We start from the raw sequence: 16,160 nt of genomic DNA on the forward strand, positions 1-16,160 counted from the left end.
ACATATCGAACGAGGTTCGGTGAATCGATCAGAAGGTAGGGAGGCGGTGCCTACGGGTCAATCGTCCTGTCAGGCTTGGCGGATTCCCGCCATCCGCCTGTGAGTTCGCTCTGGGCCCGATGTGAACGGCTACGCCGTCTTCGCCGCCGCTATCAACTGGTCGATCAGGGCGATCAGTACATCCCGGCACGACTCGCGCTCCCGCGCGTCGCACAGCAGCACCCGCACATGCGCCGGGAGGGCCAGGGCGTCCCGGATCTCCTCCGCGGGGTAGGGGTGTTCGCCGTGGAAGCCGTTGACGCCGACGACGAAGGGGATGCCCCGGCGCTCGAAGAAGTCGATCGCCGCGAAGCTGGACTCCGGCCGCCGGACGTCCACCAGGACGACGGCCCCGAGTGCGCCGACCGCCAGGTCGTTCCACATGAACCAGAACCGCTGCTGCCCGGGCGTACCGAACAGATACAGCACCAGCTCCCGGCTGATGGTGATCCGGCCGAAGTCCAGGGCGACGGTCGTGGCCCGCTTCTCCTCGATGCCGTTGAGGTCGTCGATGCCCAGTCCCGCGACCGTCAGGGGCTCCTCGGTGCGCAACGGGGCGATCTCGCTGACCGATCCGACCATGGTGGTCTTGCCGACTCCGAAACCGCCGGCGATGAGGATCTTGACCGTGTCGGGCGGCGCGAGTGCCGTCGCGGTGGTGTCAGAGCCGGCCAAGGCCGTCCCTCACTTTCTGCAGCAGGTCCAGGTCCGGGGTGCGGGGGGTGACGGGGTGCGGCGGGTGCACGGTGATCAGGCCCGCCTCCAGCAGATCGCAGAGCATGATGGCGACCACGCTCACCGGCAGGTCGAGATGGGCCGCGAGCTCCGCGACGGCGATCGGCCGCGCGCAGCGCCGCAGGATCCGCGCCTGCTCGGGCTGCGGACGCGGCGCCCGCTCCGGCGGCGGATCCACCGCCGTGACCGTCGTGATCAGCGTGAAGTCGGTGCGGCTGGGCCGGGTCCGGCCGCCGGTCAGCGTGAACGGACGTACCAGCCGGCCCGCCGTATCGTCTCCGCCCACCTCACGCGCCCGGGCCGACATGGGCCCGCGGTGCCGCCGACAGGTGCTCGCCGATCTTCTTCACCAGCATGTTCATCTGGTACGCCACCACGCCGACGTCCGCGCCCTGGTTGGTGAGCACGACGAGGTGGGCGCCCGGTCCGGCCGAGGTCAGGATCAGATAGCTGTTGGCCATCTCGATCAGCGCCTGGCGCACCGGGCCGCCCCGGAAGTCCATGCTGACGCCCTTGCTGAGGCTCATCAGACCGGACGCGGTCGCCGCCAGCCGCTCGGCGTCGTCGCGCAGGAACCCGGTGGACTTGCTGACCACCAGCCCGTCCTCGGAGAGGACGACGGCGTGGTTGACGTCGGCGACCCGCTCCACGAGTCCGGTGAGCAACTGGTCGAGCTGGGTGTCCGTGGCGGGGGTGGGGCGTGTCATGGCGATGTCCTTCATGAGCGGTCGGCGGGCGGAGCGGAGGACGGGGGAGCGGCGGCCCGGGAAGAGGCGGCGGAGTCGGCCGCGGGCGGCTCGTCGGAGGCGACGCCGTCACGCGCCCGCCGCGCGCCCGGAACCCGCCGGCCCACGCCTTCGGACACGTCCGGCGCGTGCTCGCCGCTGTCGTCGCGGGCCTGGAGTGTGCCGGTCTGGAGCCGGGCGGGGGCGGCCGGGCCCTCGTGTTCCGTGGACGTGAGTACGTCCGCGGTCTCGTCGCCGTTTTCGTGGCGGGCTTGGAGTGTGCCGGTCTGGAACTGGGCGAGGGCGGTCGGGCCCTGCTGATCCGTGGAGCCGCGTGCGTCTGGGGTTTCGTCGCCGTTGTCGTCGTGGGCTTGGGGTCTGCCGTGCTTGAGTCCGGCGGGGGCGGCGGCTTCCTGGTGGTCCGTGGAGCCGCATGCGTCCGGTGTCTCGTCGCCGCTGTCGTCGCGGGCCTGGAGTGTGCCGCGCTGGAAGCAGGCGAGGGAGGAGGCGGCTTGCTCCGCGGTGAACTCGTCGGTGGCCTCGGACTCTTCGGCGGGCGGGGCCTCTTCGCGCAGCTCGGCGGCCAGGCTGGTCTGCGGTACGCGGCGGGGGAGCGGGGAGAGGCCGTCGCGGCGCGCGACGGGGGCGGGGGCCGGGTCGGGGGTGGTGCGGGCCGGGACGACCGGGCGGGACTCCCGTACGGGCTCCTCCGGTTCGGCGGCCCCGGCGTGCTCCACCTCCTCCGGATCCCGGGCGGGTACGTCCCGCACCACGACATCGTGCGGGATCAGGACGATCGCCGTCGTGCCGCCGTACGGCGAGGAGCGCAGGGTGACCGCGATGCCGTGCCGCTGGGCGAGCTGCGCGATCACGAACATGCCGAGCCGCAGGTCGTCGGCGAGTGCCACCACGTCGAACTGCGGGGGCTCGGCCAACTGGGCGTTGAAGGAGGCGTAGTCCTCCTCGGACAGGCCGAGGCCACGGTCCTCGACCTCCACGGCCAGGCCCTTGGCCACCATCGCGGCCCGCACGGTGACCGGCGCGGGCGCGGGGGAGTACAGCGTGGCGTTCTCGATGAGCTCGGCCAGCAGATGGATCACGTCCGCGACCGCGGGCGGCGCGAGATGCACCTCCTCCTCGGTGTGCACCTCCACCCGCTGGTACTCGGCGACCTCGCCGACCGCACTGCGCAGGATGTCGATCAGCGCGACCGGCTCGCTCCAGCTGCGGCCCGGCCGCTCACCGCTGATGATGACGAGGTTCTCCTCGTAGCGGCGCAACTGGCTGGCGGTGGAGTCCAGTTCGTACAGCCCCTTGAGCACCTCGGGGTCCTGGTGCGCGCGCTCCAGCGCGTCCAGCTTGGTGAGCTGGAGGTTGACCAGGTTCTGGCTCTGCCGGGCGATGCCCAGGATGACCTTCTGGAAGCCGCGCCGGGTGTCGGCGAGTTCGACGGCGGTGTGCACGGCGGTGCGCTGCGCGGTGTTGAACGCCTGGGCCACCTGGCCGAGTTCGTCGTGCCCGTAGTCCAGCGGCGGGGTCGCCAGCTCGACGTCGACCTTCTCGCCCCGCTCCAGCCGGGCCACCACATCGGGCAGCCGGTCGTGCGCCAGACCCAGGGTCGCCTCCCGCAGGCCCCGCAGCCGCCGGGACAGCGAGCGGGTGATCCGCCAGGACATCCCGACGCACACCAGCAGGGCGACCAGGCCGCCCGCGCTCAGGGAGGCGGCCTTGACCAGCAGGCCGCGCGCGTTGTCGGCGCTGCGCTGCAGCAGTCCGGCCGTCTGCTGCTGGATCAGGACCGCGTACTGGTCGGAGACCTCGATCAGCGCGGCCCGCCACTGCTTCTGCACGTCCGGAATCGCGATGTCCCCGCTGTCCCGCGCCGTCATCCGGGCCGCGAGGACCCGGTCCTCGATGGACTCCAGGGTCCGCCACTGCGTACTGCGCAGGATCCGCTCGGTGTCCGCCTTCGCGCTCCCGGTGAGCGAGGGGAGGATCTGGTCCTCGACGAGCCAGCGGCGGGTGTTCACCAGCTCCGCGAACTCGGTCCACGTCTTCTCGTCCATCGTGCCCGCCGGACCGGCCAGGGTCAGCAGCGCGTCCTCCTGGGACACCAGCTCCGCCGCGTGCTCCAGCGCGACGAGCGGACCGGCCTGCGAGGTGAGGTCGCCGTCGTCGACCTGGGAGAGCTCCTGGAAAGCATGGATCTGGTCGTCGATGATCGACGTGTACTGGCCCAGCGCCTGCACGGCGGTGATGTCGGTGGGGCTGTCCACCTGGCCCCGGTAGTACTCCAGGCTGCTCACCGACGCGACGACCGAGTACAGCCGGTCCTTGACCCGGGAGGGCGCCTGCTGGATCTCGTCCGACTGGCCGAGGAGTTTGCCGACGGCCCTGTCCGTCTTGCGGCGCTGCTCGTCCAGCGCCTCGCGGGCCGCCTCCTGGCGCGACGCGAGCCATACGGCCGAGTAGCTGCGCTCCCGCTGCAGCGCGAGCGTGGCCTCGGTACCCATGGCCCCGGTCGACTTGCTCAGCCCGGTCTGCGCGCGGAGCCGCAGCCCCTCCGAGAACATCTGGGCCGTCGTCACGCTCCAGACGGCGGCGAGCGTGACGCTCGGCACCAGCGCCAGGAGGATCAGGGAGAGACGTATGGAGCCGAGGCGGCGGCGCCGGGGACCTGTCCGTGGAGACATTGTCGTCCTAGGGCGATCAGCGAGGGGCTGGGGTGGTCAGCGCGGAAGCGGAAGCGGATGGGGGATGGGGGGAGGCGGGAGGGGGAGGGGACGGGCGGGGGAGCGGAAGGTGGACGAGCGCGAGGGGTGACTGCGTGTCCGGTACGTCACAGGGGGTGCGCTGGATGTTATCCGTACATGTGAGCGTACGCGTCATGCCTGACCGAATCTTTGGTGACACCGTCGGCAGAAGTGTCCGGTCAGCGGGTGCCGTTGGCGGCGAACTTCGCGACCGCGGCCACGTTCGCCTTGGTGACGAACGCCGGACCGGTGAGGACGGGGGCCTCGCCGCCGCCGAGGGTGTTGCCGTTGGTCCTGTAGAGCCAGAGCGAGTCCACGGCGAGATAGCCCTGCAGATACGGCTGCTGGTCCACCGCGAACTGCACGTCCCCGTCCTGGACCGCCTGGACGAGGTCCTTGTTGAGATCGAAGGTCGCGACCCTGGCCTTGCTGTGCGCCTCATCGGCCGACTTCACCGCCGCCAGCGCGAACTGTGCGCCCAGCGTGACGACTTCGTCGATGCTCGGGTCCTGGCTGAGCCGGGTCGCGACGGAGTCGGTCACCGCGTCCATGTCGGTGCCGTCCACGTAGAGGTTCTCGGTCTCGCCGCCGAACGCCTTCTTCACGCCCGCACAGCGCGCTTCCAGGGCGACGTTTCCGCGCTCGTGGACGACGCACAGCGCGTGCTTGGCCTTCAGATCGCCGAGTTTGTCGCCCACGGCCCGGCCGGCGACGCTCTCGTCCTGGCCGAAGTACCCCAGCAGCCCGGCGGACTGCCAGTCGTCTATACCTGAGTTGAGGCCGACCACCGGTATGCCGGCTTTCCGGGCGTCGGTGACGGGACCCGCCATCGCCGACGGCTTGGCGAGGGTGACCGCGATGCCGTCGACCTTCTGCCGGATCGCGTCCCGCATCAACTCGGCCTGTCCGGCCGGGTCGGAGTCGCTCGCATAGGTCAGATCGATGTCGTCCTTGGCGGCCGCGGCCTGGGCGCCCTTCTGTACCAGCTCCCAGAAGGCGTCCCCCTCGCCGCCATGGGTGATGAGGGCGACCTTCAGCCGTGCGGTGCCGGCCGCGTCCGCGCCCGACGCCTCGTCGGTCCCGCCGAGGGCGGAACAGCCGGCCAGCAGCAGACAGGCGGCGGCCGTGAGGGCCGCGACGCTGGCGAAAACGGGAGAGGGGGGTGAAGTCTTCATGAGGGTGCGGCACCTCGCTGTGCGGCCGAGCCGGAGGAACGAACGAGAGAACGGCCGACGTCGAACGGGGAGTTCGCCGACCTGGTGAACTCTCGCTGGGGCGGAGCCAATCGCGTGTGACCACCGGTAGTCAAGTGTGCAACCACAGGGTGTAAGTCGTTGCTGCCACATCGTGATGAACCGCTGGCGGGAGGACCGGACCCGGGGTCGGCTCACCCGCACCGCTTGCGCTTGCAAACCGCTCAACTCGGCTTGCGCGCCACCGCCCCGTACATCGCGACGTCCTCGTCCCGGATCACCTCGGTGCCCGTGCCGTCCGGACGCCACTTGTGGACCTGCACGATGCCCGGCTCGACAAGGTCCAGACCACTGAAGAACTCCCCGGCCTCGCCGAGGGTACGCAGCCGCTGTCCGGCGCGAACTCGGCGGTACCGATGGACATCGCGAGGCAACTGCCCGCGGGCAGCGGCTCGAGCAGCCGCCGCACGATCCCCACGGCGTCGTCCTCGTCCAGCAGGACGTGCACGATCGCGATGACGGTGAGCGCGACGGGCTCGCTCAGGTCGAGGGTCTCGCGGAACGCGGGCAAGTCGAGAACGGCCGCCGGATCGAGCATGTCGGCCTCGACGTACGCCGTCTTCGAGAAACTGCCGCATCCCGGCCTCCTCGGCGAGATACCGCACGGCCTGGTTCATGAAGTCCCGGTTGGCCCGCATGTGGATGGGCAGCGCGGGCCATTCGCGGACCATGGCATCGCCGGCTTCTCGATCGGCCGGGTAATGGTTCTTCCCGCCGATGATGTAGTCGTAGATGCGGGCGGAATGGGCGTGTTGGGTGTCGATGCCGTCATGCAAGGGTGCCTCCTGGAGCTGGGGGCGGAGCGTCCAACCTAGTGGCGCGGGGCTCTGTCGACATGCGGCTCCGCCACGTGGGCGCGGCCGGCCCCCACGCACTCGCACTCGCCGAACTCAACCAGCCGCAACAGCGCTCCGGCGCTGCTTACGGCTTTTGCGGGGCTCCTGATCCGGCAGCCACCCAAACGCAAGACAACTCCCCACAACCCCCAACAGAAGCCCCACAAAGAAGCCCCCGAGGTTGGAAGTGAGCCACGTGCCCAGCGACAGCAATACCGCCGTGATCGAGTAGAAGAGCCGCTGCGCCGGATTGAAGACGATCAGCAGACCGAGCAACAGCATCAGGGCCGGCAGCAGATACCCCGCCAGCCCCTGCATCCCGACATGAAGAACGACCTTCATCGACGCCTTCATGGTCAGCAGAATCTCCGCCCCGCCCAGGGTGAGCAACAGCCCGCCCCAGAACGGTCGGTCGGCCCGCCAACGACGGAAGGCGGGCCAAAATCCCGTACGCTCGCTCATCAGCAACCCGAGTCGCTGAAGCGGAGTTTGAGGCCGGGGAGCTTGAACACCCCGGCAGTCGTGGCGTAGTTGGTCTGCCGCAGGTTGGCGATGCGCACGGTGTCCGCCTGCTGGCTGAAGACACCGATCGGCCCCTTCACCCCGGCCTTGGTCAACGTGCTCGCATCGTTGCCGATCTCGATGTTGTTGAACGCCGCGTCACCCGACAGTTCGGTCGAGTCGGTGGTCAGATCGCTCGCGGTCACCTTCTCGGCACCGCCACCCGCGGTGATCAGCAGATTCGTGCCGCCGAGATCGACGCTCTGGCACAGCTTGGTGAGCGTCGCGCTCTTGATCGCGGACGTGACGACCAGCACCTGGCCGCCGGTGTCCCCCTCGTTGGGGCTGCCCGGCGCCATCTGATCGAGGCCGCCGAACTGCTCGAACCCGGTGCCGTTGAGCTCGGTCGCGGTGACCGTGAAGGGCATGCCGGAGATGGCGAACTGGACGCCCAGCGCGCCCTCGGCGGTGAGGACCGCGAGGGTGCCGGCGATCAGGGTGGCCGGCACCGCCATCACGGCGGCCCGGCGCGCCCGGACCCGCCCGCGTCTCGCGGGGCCGTCGGGGGTTTCGGACGCTTCGGACACGGAACCGCTTTCCGGGTTCTCGGACGAGGCCATAACTGCTCCCAGGTGCAGAGAAAGTGCGGGTAGGGCGTCAGCGGCACGTTGTCCTGGCGCGGACAGCGCCCACGGCGCACGCCCCTCGCGACTCCCGGTGGATGCAAGGGCTTTCTCGTACTCCGCAGTAGCCAGCCGGGAAGTTACCGGCGGTTACGGTCGAGGGTCAAGGCGCCTGTGGAAAAAGAGTGTTGATTGTGTGTCGCCTGTGAGTCATGAGCTCCCCGCGGTCGCGCAAAGCCGCCGAGTTCCACAGCAACTCCCTTATTAACGCTTGACGTTGACGGTCCCTCAGGTCTACAACTCTCCCTGGCTCCCCCCTGGATCCGTGGCGCCGGATCCGCCGCCGCGCGGCCAATGCCGCGTTCCCGGACCTGATGTCCTTCACATTTCCTTTTCGCGAGATCACTCCCCGGCGCCGTCTCGGTCGCTCCCCCCCCTCGGTCCGTGCCGGCCGCCCCCGCCCGGCCCGGCCGGAGCCCTCCCCACGGTCTCCGGCCGGCCACCGGCCGGGCCTCCGTTGCCGGTCCGTGTCGTACGGAGAAGGCGTCACGGACCGGCAACGGCACACACCGACTCGCGCACCCCCCACCGAAACTCGCGCTCCCCCCACCGACTCCCCGAACCCCCTGGGCCTCAGGCCGTCAGGGCACACCCCCGCAACGAAAGACGAGGTACACCCGCATGCGCGCACGCACCCTGCTCACCCTCGCCGGCACCGTCGCCGCCCTCACCCTCCCCATGGCCGCCCCCGCGTCCGCGGCCGACGGCACCGTCCTCACCACCGGCTCCGTCGGCGGTACGGCGGTCGCGGCCGGCGAGGTCCTCACCGCGCCGCTGGCGAGCGGCACCGCCGCCACCTTCTACTCCAGCGCGACCGGTACGAGCGGCATCTCCTGCACGTCGTCGCAGTTCACGGCCACCGTGACCGACAACCCCGGCGCCCCCGGGACCGCGACGGAGTCGGTCACCGCGCACACCTTCGACGCCGCGAGCTGCACCACCAACGTGGTCGGCGTGCTCGGCGTCACCAGCATCACCGTCAACAACCTGCCGTACAGCGCCGCCGTGGCCTCCGACGGCACCGTCACCGTCACCCCGGCCGAGGGCTCCACCATCCAGACGACGGTCGTGCTGCGGACCCTGCTGGGCAGCATCAACTGCGTCTACCAGGCCCCCAGCCTGTCCGGCACGGCGAGCAACGCCGACAACAGCATCAACTTCGCCGCCGTGCAGTTCACCAAGGTCTCCGGCTCGTCCCTCTGCTTCGCCCACGGCTACTTCACCGCCAAGTACTCCCCGGTGACCGGCGCCGGCGAGGCGGTGTACGTCAACTGACCCCCGTTACGCCGGAGATCGCCTCCGGCGCAACCGCAGCGCGAGGGCGGCGCCCCCGGTGAGCACCAGCACCGCGGCGGCGCCGCCCGCCAGCAGTGGCGTCGAGGGCCCCGCGTCGGCGGCCCCGGTGGACGCCACCGGCGTGCTGTCGTCCCCGGCGCGCGGGGTGGTGACGCCACTCGACGAGGAGGAGGCGGTGGGCGAGGCGGTCGTACGCGGCCCTGATGCGCGCGACTCGTTCGTCGGCGAAGGGCTGACGGTCGTACGGCCCTTGCCGCGCTTCCCGTCCGCGGTGGCCGAAGTCGCACTCCCGCCACCGCTCTCCTCGGCGCTCCCGTTCCCGTCCGCCGGGAACACCACGTCCGAGCACGAGTAGTACGTGTCCGGCGTGCTGCTGTTCTGCCAGACCGTGTACAGCACATGCCGCCCGGACCGGTCGGACGGCAGCGTCGCCCTGATCCGGTACGCCCCGTCCGTCAGCGCCGGGTCCGTCACTTCCGCGAACGGCTTGTCCGGCAGGTCGGACCAGGTGAGCGGCTTCGTCGGGTCGTAGCCGGGCTTGGTGAGGTAGAGCCGGAAGGTGCCGGTGTGCGGGATCGTCGAGACGTACCGCATGGTCAGGGTGGCGCCCGGCGTCAACCGGGTGGACGGCCAGTCGGCGCGGGCGAGATCGAGGCCCCGGTAGGCGGGCAGTCCGCCGCTGCACAGCCGCCCGTCGGGGACGACCTGGCGGTCCCGGCCGTTCACGTTCGCGATCCGCAGGTTGTCCCAGGCGGTGAAGGGCACGCCGTTCGAGGTGACCGCCGCCCGGCACGCCGCCGACCGGGACGCGGTGCCGCCGTCGGGGGAGCAGGCGTACACCCGGCTGACCGGATCGGTCGGCGCACCGTGCGCACGGGCGGGACCCGCCGCCCACACCGTGAGCAGCAACGGCGTGACGGCGGCGGCCGCCAGGGCGGAGCGGTGCGATCTCATCCAGGGCATCCGGGACATCCGGAACGTCTCCTCGGCCGGTGCGGGAAGGGTCCTCGTCCAGTACGGGAAACCGGCCCGGCGCGTTCACTGCGCGACGAGCCGGGAGAAATCCGTCAATTGCCGGTCAGTTGTCCGACGTAGAGGGTGGGTTTCCGGCCGGATCGAGGGTTTCCCCTGTATCCCGATGACCTTCTCTTTGCCTATCGTTCGACCACAGCTGACCCACAGGTAACCCCGAACGGGTCGAGCTCGCGCCTCAGCGGGTGTCTGCCGGCTCCCCGCGGTGTCGCGACGTCTGGCACGCACGCTCGCCGCGTTGCCGAAACGCCCACGTGGCTCCGTCACGAGGGCGCTCCGGCGCCTTGCGATCGCACGCACCGGACGCCGCTCCTTCTCTCGCGGTGAGCCGACAGACACCCCCTGCCCGGCCGCCGCGCCCCCGCAACGCACTTTCGATGCACCCCCCGCCGCTTCGACGACGAAGCGAATTCGACCGCCGCTCCGCGCTGCCCGGAGTACGGCCGGCCCCACGAAAGGCAAGCCCTTGCGTACCTCTGCACCCCTCAGACGGAAGCTGATATCCGTCGCCGCGGTCTCCGCCGCGCTGTTCACGGCCGCCACCACGGTCGCCGTGGCCCAGGAACCCGCTCCCCAGGAAGCCGCCGCACCGGCGGCGCAGACGGAGGCCGCCCCCGGCACCCCGGCCGAGCGCCTCATCGTCGGCTACAAGTCCGGCGCCGCCGAGGCCAAGTCGAACAAGGCCGCCGAGGCCGACGCAGCCGCCAAGGGCAAGGAGGCCGGCGAGGACCTCGACTTCCGGCGTCGCCTCGGCTCCGGAGCCGCCCTCGTCGACCTGGGCGAGCACCTCACCAAGGCGGACGTCGCCGACGTCGTCGCCGAGTACCAGGCCGACCCGCAGGTCGCCTACGTCGTACCGGACCGGCTGAACAAGCCGACGGCCACGCCCAACGACACCGAGTACAGCAAGCAGTGGGACCTGTTCGAGACCACCGCCGGTATGCGCGTGCCGGGTGCCTGGGACATCGCCACCGGCAGCGGGGTCACCGTCGCCGTCATCGACACCGGTTACGTCACCCACTCCGACCTCGGTGCCAACATCGTCGCGGGCTACGACTTCATCAGCGACACCGCGGTCTCCAACGACGGCAACGGCCGTGACAGCAACCCGGCCGACCCGGGCGACTGGACCACCGACGGCCAGTGCGCCAGCGACTGGACGGCGACCACCTCCTCCTGGCACGGCACCCACGTCGCGGGCACCATCGCCGCGGTCACCAACAACAGCAAGGGCGTCGCGGGCATCGCCTACGGCGCGAAGGTCTCCCCGCTGCGCGTCCTCGGCCAGTGCGGCGGCTACGACTCCGACATCATCGACGCCATCACCTGGGCGTCCGGCGGTACCGTCTCCGGCGTACCCGCCAACGCCAACGTCGCCAAGGTCATCAACATGAGCCTGGGCGGTGGCGGCGCCTGCACGGCCGCCACCCAGAGCGCCATCAACGCGGCCGTCAACCGCGGCACCACGGTGGTCGTCGCGGCGGGCAACGAGAACGACAACGCGGCCAACTACTCGCCGGCCAGCTGCAACAACGTCATCTCGGTGGCCGCGCTGGGCCGCTCCGGTGCCAAGGCCTACTACTCCAACTACGGCTCGACCGTGGACATCGCGGCCCCCGGCGGCGAGACCCGTACCACCACGGCCAACGGCATCCTGTCCACGCTGAACACCGGCACCCAGGGCCCGTCGAGCGAGACGTACAAGTACTACCAGGGCACCAGCATGGCCGCCCCGCACATCGCAGGTCTCGCCGCGCTGATGAAGTCGGCGAACTCCGCGCTGACCCCGGCCCAGATCGAGTCCGCGATCAAGACCAACTCGCGCGCTCTTCCCGGCACCTGCTCGGGCGGCTGCGGTGCGGGCCTCGCGGACGCGGCCAAGACGGTGCAGGCGGTGAGCGGCTCCGGCGGCTCCACGGGGGGCACCACCTTCACCAGCACCTCCGCGGTCTCCATCCCGGACAACAGCTCCGCGATCGAGTCCCCGATCACCGTCAGCGGCCGCAGCGGCAACGCCCCCTCGGCCCTCCAGGTCGGCGTGGACATCACCCACACCTACCGCGGTGACCTGGTCATCGATCTGGTCGCTCCGGACGGTTCGACGTACCGCCTGAAGTCCTCCAGCTCCTCGGACTCCGCGGACAACGTCAACACCACCTACACCGTGAACGCCTCCAGCGAGGTCGCCAACGGCACCTGGAAGCTGCGCGTCCAGGACGTGGCGGCCCAGGACACGGGCAGGCTCAACAGCTGGAAGCTGACCTTCTGAGCGGAGGCGGACGACGGCCGCGGGTGAGAGCCCCGGCCGACAACTGAAGCCGACAACTGAAGCCGACAACTGAACAGGCGCGCCGGACAGGCGCGTATCACAGGCGGGCGGGCCGGCCGATGCGGATGGGGCATCGGCCGGCCCGTCGTACATCGCGACCGACCGACCGGAGCAACGGAAACCGTCACTCCGGTCGGTGTCGTTCACTCAGCGTGCGGACAAGTCCATGGCGGCCTCGTCGGCGTCCGCCGCGTCGAGGGCGGCCAGAACACGGGCTCCGCGGTCGGGTTCCCAGTCGATGCCGGTCAGTAGAGCCGGTACGGCGATGCTCGGCAGGATGTGCCCCCACAGGACCGAGATCCGCTCCGCCAGATCGGCCCGGTCGGTGAGCGCGCGGGACATCAGCTGGATGCCGGCGAACGCCCCGACCAGCAGCTCCGCCGTCTGCGCGGGCTGCACGGTGGGCAGCAACTCGCCCTGGTCGCGGGCCTGTTCCAGCACCACCACCAGATGCTCCGACCACTGCCGGAACGGCCCGGAGTGGTCCACGCCGGGTGGTGCGCTCTGGTCCACCGCCAGCCGCACACTGCCCTTGAGCAGGGAGTTGCTGAGCAGCCGCTGCCCGAACACGAAGGCCGTGTCGACCAGTTCCTGCAGCTTGCACGGCTGCGGCGGCACCGCTCCGAGCGACAACTGCTCGTCCAGCACGGCCTGGGCGAGGGATTCCTTGGAGGGGAAGTGGAAATACAGGGCACCCTTGGTCACCTCTGCCCGCTCCAGGACCATCGAGATGGTGGTCGCGGTGTACCCGTGCTCGTCGAAGACCGCGCCCGCGGCCTCCAGGATCACCCGCCGCGTCCTGATGGCGCGCTCCTGCCTCGCCATAACCGCCCCTCCGTATATTCCGTCGCCTCCGGGGCACTCCAGGCCGTGTGCCGAGAGCCCCTCGACACCGGCGCACCCTTGTGGCTGCGCCGAGTTGACGTGCGCGCCCGGGCGTGCGCCGGAGCGGATTCGGGCACGGCCGGGCGACCCGAGGCCGCATTGAAAACAAACCGGTCGCCTCGTACTCTAACGCTCGCGGCACGGGCACCTCGCCGTATGCCAACGCACACACGGGGGGACCCACAGGAGGGCACATGCCTCATCCGCGGCAGCACGCCACGAACCCGCTCGCCGAGATCTCGGCGGCGCCGGAAGGCCTGACCGCCACCGTACCCCGCCAGCTCGTCCACCGTGCCTCGTTGGCCGAAACGCTGATCACCGGGGGGACCAGCACCGACACCGACCGGTTCACCGTCTTCGCCCAATGGCCGCGCGCTCATCAGTTACACGTGTCGCCGGACCGAAGGATGTACGAGCCGCTGCTCGTCGCGGAGACCGTCCGCCAGGCCGGCACTCTCATAGCGCACACCGCCTACGAAGTCCCCCTCGGCCACAAGTTCGTGCTCAAGGAAATGCGGATCACCACCCGCCCCGAGCATCTGGCCGTCGGTCCCGCACCCGCCGAACCCGCCCTGCGCATCGCCGTCTCCGACATCGACCACCGCGGCGGCCGCCCGGCCGGAATCCGCTTCGACACGGACCTATGGCTCGGCGGTGAACGCGTGGCGACCGCGCACACAGCCGCCACCTGGACCAGTGAGGCCGTCTACCGAAGGCTGCGCGGCGGCCGTACCGAGGCCACCGTGTCCGCACTGCCCGTCCCGCCCGGTCTGCCGCCCGCCGCCGTGGGCCGCGCCCTGCCCGCGGACGTCGTCCTCGCCCCGCCCGACCACCCCGACCGCTGGCAGTTGCGGGTCGATACCGCTCATGCTGTTTTCTTCGACCATCCACTCGATCATGTGCCCGGCATGCTGCTGCTGGAGGCCGTCCGCCAGGCCGTACGGGCCCGCGACGGCCGCCGCATACCCGTGTCGTTCCACACCGTCTTCCACCGGTACGCCGAACTCGACCGGCCCACCTGGATAGAGGCGTTCGACAAGCAGGGGGCGTACGACACCGACGTCCATGTCGTGGGGCAGCAGGGGGAGTCGACGGTCTTCGAATGCGCCGCCGGGACCGCGGAGGAGTGAGCTATCCTGTACAGCGAGTAAGAAACAAACGGCATGTCCCGTTCTCTTCAGGCCAGGAGGATCCAGTCGATGGTGAGGCAGTTACGCGCCGAGCAGACCCGCACCACGATCCTCACAGCCGCCGCCGAGCTGTTCGACCGCCACGGCTATGAGTCGACCAGCCTCAGCGACATCGTCGAACACGCCCAAGTCACCAAGGGTGCCCTGTACTTCCACTTCGCGGCGAAGGAGGATCTCGCCCAGGCCATCATGGAGCTCCAGTCCAGGGCCTCCCGTCAGGTGGCGTGCGAGATGGACGCCCGGGGCCACTCCTCGCTGGAGGCCCTGATGCGCACGACGTTCGGCATCACACGACTCAGCGTCGAGGGCCCGATACCCCGGGCCGGCCTGCGCCTGGCCACCGGGGGAGTGGTGATACGGCCGCCGCTGCGGCATCCCTTCACCGAACTGCTGGACATCGCCACCCGCAAACTCCACGGTGCCGCCAAGGAGTCCGACATCCACCCGGACGTCGACGTCGAGACCGCGGCCCACTCCCTGGTCTGCTTCTTCGTCGGCACCCGAGTCGTCGGCCGCTCCCTCGAACCCGTCGCACGCCAGCCCCGCAGAGTGGCCGAGATGTGGCGCCTCCTGGTCCGGGGCCTGGTCCCCGTACCCCGCCGGGCCCCCTACCTCGCGCTCGCGACACAGCTGGAGCGGGAGATCAGAGCCGTGTGACGCCCGCGATACGGTGAGGCGCATGCCCGACAGGTCCGACACCCCGCTCGCGCCGGTGCTCCTCGGCGACGAACCCGGCTCGTTCCCGCACAGCGTGCTCGCCGAACGGCATCCCGCGATCATCGAGCAGGTGCGGGATTCCTTCCCGTACGGCCCCGAGCAGCACCGCGCGCTCGACGCGCTCCACGCGAACTGCACCAAGGGCGTGATCGAACCGCTCCCCGCCGACGCGCACGACCGCGACCGCTGGACGGCCTGGGGCGCCGACACGTACACCGGCCGGTCCTGGTTCGACCTACCGTGGCTGTGGTCGGAGAGCTACTTCTACCGCCAACTCCTCGAAGCCGTCGGCTACTTCGCCCCCGGCCCCTGGCAGGGCATCGACCCGTTCCGCCCCTCCAAGCTGGCCGAACTCGACGCCCCGGAGACGGACGAGGAACTGGCCGCCCTCGACAGCCTCACGGACCGGCCCGCCGACGAGCAGGACCGGGCGCTGCTGCACGGCTCCCTGTGGGGCAACCGCGCGGACCTCGGCTTCCGGTTGTCGGCCGGGAACGACGAGACCTCCTCGGACACCCCGCCTCTGGTGGCCGACGACAGCGCGGCCCTCTGGTCCCTGCTCCCGCCCACCGGCTCCGCCACCCTGGTCCTGATCGCCGACAACGCGGGCCGCGAACTCGTCCCCGACCTGCTCCTCATCGCCCACCTCCTCACCCAGGGGCGCGTCCGGCGGGCCGTCCTCCACGTCAAGCCGTACCCCTACTACGTCTCCGACGCCACGCACGCCGACGTACTCGACGCCCTGCGCCGGCTGACGGCGGCACCGGGCGCGGCCGCGACGTACGGACACACACTCTGGTCGGCGATGAGGGACGGCCGCCTCACCGTACGCGCCCACCCCTTCTCCAGCGCCCCCCTTCCCTTCGCGGCGCTGCCCGGCGATCTCCGCGAGGAGCTGTCCGCGGCCACCCTCACCGTCGTCAAGGGCGACCTCAACTACCGGCGCCTCGTCGGCGACCGGCTCTGGCCGCCGACCACGCCGTTCACCGACGTCACCGCCCATTTCCCCGGTCCGGTCGCCGCCCTGCGCACCCTGAAGTCCGACGTGATCACCGGCCTGGACGCCCGCACGGAGGCGGCGCTGGACGAGGCGGAGGGGCAGAAGTGGCGGACCGGCGGGACGCATGCGCTGATCCAGGTGCGGACGTGACGGCGACGGCCGACCACAGCGGTCGACCGTGACGGT

Annotated in this window: 15 protein-coding genes; 5 read left to right on the forward strand and 10 right to left on the reverse strand. The window is 70.7% G+C overall.

Annotated elements, in window-relative coordinates; all coding sequences use genetic code 11:
• Positions 1 to 129: 129 nt before the first annotated feature.
• The 8 genes from ACQEV2_RS33015 to ACQEV2_RS33050 form a co-directional block, all read right to left on the reverse strand.
• Positions 130 to 714 carry a GTP-binding protein gene (locus tag ACQEV2_RS33015; RefSeq protein WP_433049742.1) on the reverse strand — a complete coding sequence of 195 codons (585 nt, stop codon included), beginning with the start codon at positions 712 to 714 and terminating at the stop codon, positions 130 to 132.
• Positions 701 to 1,081 (reverse strand): DUF742 domain-containing protein, encoded by a 381-nt coding sequence (locus ACQEV2_RS33020; protein ID WP_433049745.1) that lies wholly within the window; start codon positions 1,079 to 1,081, stop codon positions 701 to 703. The genes ACQEV2_RS33015 and ACQEV2_RS33020 overlap by 14 nt, the downstream gene beginning before the upstream one ends.
• Positions 1,062 to 1,481: a roadblock/LC7 domain-containing protein gene (locus ACQEV2_RS33025; RefSeq protein WP_147997842.1), complete on the reverse strand. Its 420-nt coding sequence runs from the start codon at positions 1,479 to 1,481 to the stop codon at positions 1,062 to 1,064. The genes ACQEV2_RS33020 and ACQEV2_RS33025 overlap by 20 nt, the downstream gene beginning before the upstream one ends.
• 11 nt (positions 1,482 to 1,492) lie before the next feature.
• The gene (locus tag ACQEV2_RS33030; RefSeq protein ID WP_433049750.1) at positions 1,493 to 4,192 is read right to left on the reverse strand and encodes a sensor histidine kinase; all 2,700 of its coding nucleotides are present in this window, start codon (positions 4,190 to 4,192) and stop codon (positions 1,493 to 1,495) included.
• Between the two features lie 239 nt (positions 4,193 to 4,431).
• Positions 4,432 to 5,427 (reverse strand): substrate-binding domain-containing protein, encoded by a 996-nt coding sequence (locus ACQEV2_RS33035; protein WP_433049753.1) that lies wholly within the window; start codon positions 5,425 to 5,427, stop codon positions 4,432 to 4,434.
• A gap of 242 nt (positions 5,428 to 5,669) precedes the next feature.
• On the reverse strand, positions 5,670 to 6,281 hold the full coding sequence (locus ACQEV2_RS33040) for an SAM-dependent methyltransferase (RefSeq protein ID WP_433049756.1): 612 nt from the start codon (positions 6,279 to 6,281) through the stop codon (positions 5,670 to 5,672).
• 114 nt (positions 6,282 to 6,395) lie between these two features.
• On the reverse strand, positions 6,396 to 6,803 hold the full coding sequence (locus ACQEV2_RS33045; RefSeq protein ID WP_433049759.1) for a DUF6114 domain-containing protein: 408 nt from the start codon (positions 6,801 to 6,803) through the stop codon (positions 6,396 to 6,398).
• Positions 6,803 to 7,462, reverse strand: coding sequence for a DUF6230 family protein (locus ACQEV2_RS33050; RefSeq protein ID WP_433049762.1), 660 nt, complete (start codon positions 7,460 to 7,462; stop codon positions 6,803 to 6,805). The genes ACQEV2_RS33045 and ACQEV2_RS33050 overlap by 1 nt, the downstream gene beginning before the upstream one ends.
• A gap of 684 nt (positions 7,463 to 8,146) precedes the next feature.
• On the opposite strand from ACQEV2_RS33050, the gene ACQEV2_RS33055 reads away from it, so the two are divergent.
• The gene (locus ACQEV2_RS33055; protein ID WP_433049765.1) at positions 8,147 to 8,800 is read left to right on the forward strand and encodes a Tat pathway signal sequence domain protein; all 654 of its coding nucleotides are present in this window, start codon (positions 8,147 to 8,149) and stop codon (positions 8,798 to 8,800) included.
• Between the two features lie 6 nt (positions 8,801 to 8,806).
• Here ACQEV2_RS33055 and ACQEV2_RS33060 read toward each other — a convergent pair whose 3' ends face one another.
• On the reverse strand, positions 8,807 to 9,784 hold the full coding sequence (locus tag ACQEV2_RS33060) for a lytic polysaccharide monooxygenase auxiliary activity family 9 protein (protein ID WP_433054951.1): 978 nt from the start codon (positions 9,782 to 9,784) through the stop codon (positions 8,807 to 8,809).
• Positions 9,785 to 10,319: 535 nt separating this feature from the next.
• Here ACQEV2_RS33060 and ACQEV2_RS33065 point away from each other — a divergent pair.
• Positions 10,320 to 12,122, forward strand: coding sequence for a S8 family peptidase (locus tag ACQEV2_RS33065; RefSeq protein WP_433049768.1), 1,803 nt, complete (start codon positions 10,320 to 10,322; stop codon positions 12,120 to 12,122).
• Between the two features lie 207 nt (positions 12,123 to 12,329).
• On the opposite strand, the gene ACQEV2_RS33070 is transcribed toward ACQEV2_RS33065, so the two are convergent.
• Positions 12,330 to 13,007 carry a ScbR family autoregulator-binding transcription factor gene (locus ACQEV2_RS33070; protein WP_433049771.1) on the reverse strand — a complete coding sequence of 226 codons (678 nt, stop codon included), beginning with the start codon at positions 13,005 to 13,007 and terminating at the stop codon, positions 12,330 to 12,332.
• A 254-nt stretch (positions 13,008 to 13,261) separates the two neighbouring features.
• Here ACQEV2_RS33070 and ACQEV2_RS33075 point away from each other — a divergent pair, with 254 nt between their 5' ends.
• The 3 genes from ACQEV2_RS33075 (at position 13,262) to ACQEV2_RS33085 (ending at position 16,124) form a co-directional block, all read left to right on the forward strand.
• A complete protein-coding gene (locus tag ACQEV2_RS33075) occupies positions 13,262 to 14,197 on the forward strand; it encodes a ScbA/BarX family gamma-butyrolactone biosynthesis protein (protein ID WP_433049774.1) in 936 nt (311 codons plus the stop codon).
• A 69-nt stretch (positions 14,198 to 14,266) separates the two neighbouring features.
• Positions 14,267 to 14,914, forward strand: coding sequence for a ScbR family autoregulator-binding transcription factor (locus ACQEV2_RS33080; RefSeq protein WP_433049777.1), 648 nt, complete (start codon positions 14,267 to 14,269; stop codon positions 14,912 to 14,914).
• A gap of 22 nt (positions 14,915 to 14,936) precedes the next feature.
• Complete coding sequence (locus ACQEV2_RS33085; RefSeq protein WP_433049780.1) at positions 14,937 to 16,124, forward strand: damage-control phosphatase ARMT1 family protein; 1,188 nt, start codon at positions 14,937 to 14,939, stop codon at positions 16,122 to 16,124.
• Positions 16,125 to 16,160 lie beyond the last annotated feature (36 nt).

It is taken from the genome of Streptomyces sp. CA-251387 (assembly GCF_050936625.1).
Classification (GTDB): domain Bacteria; phylum Actinomycetota; class Actinomycetes; order Streptomycetales; family Streptomycetaceae; genus Streptomyces.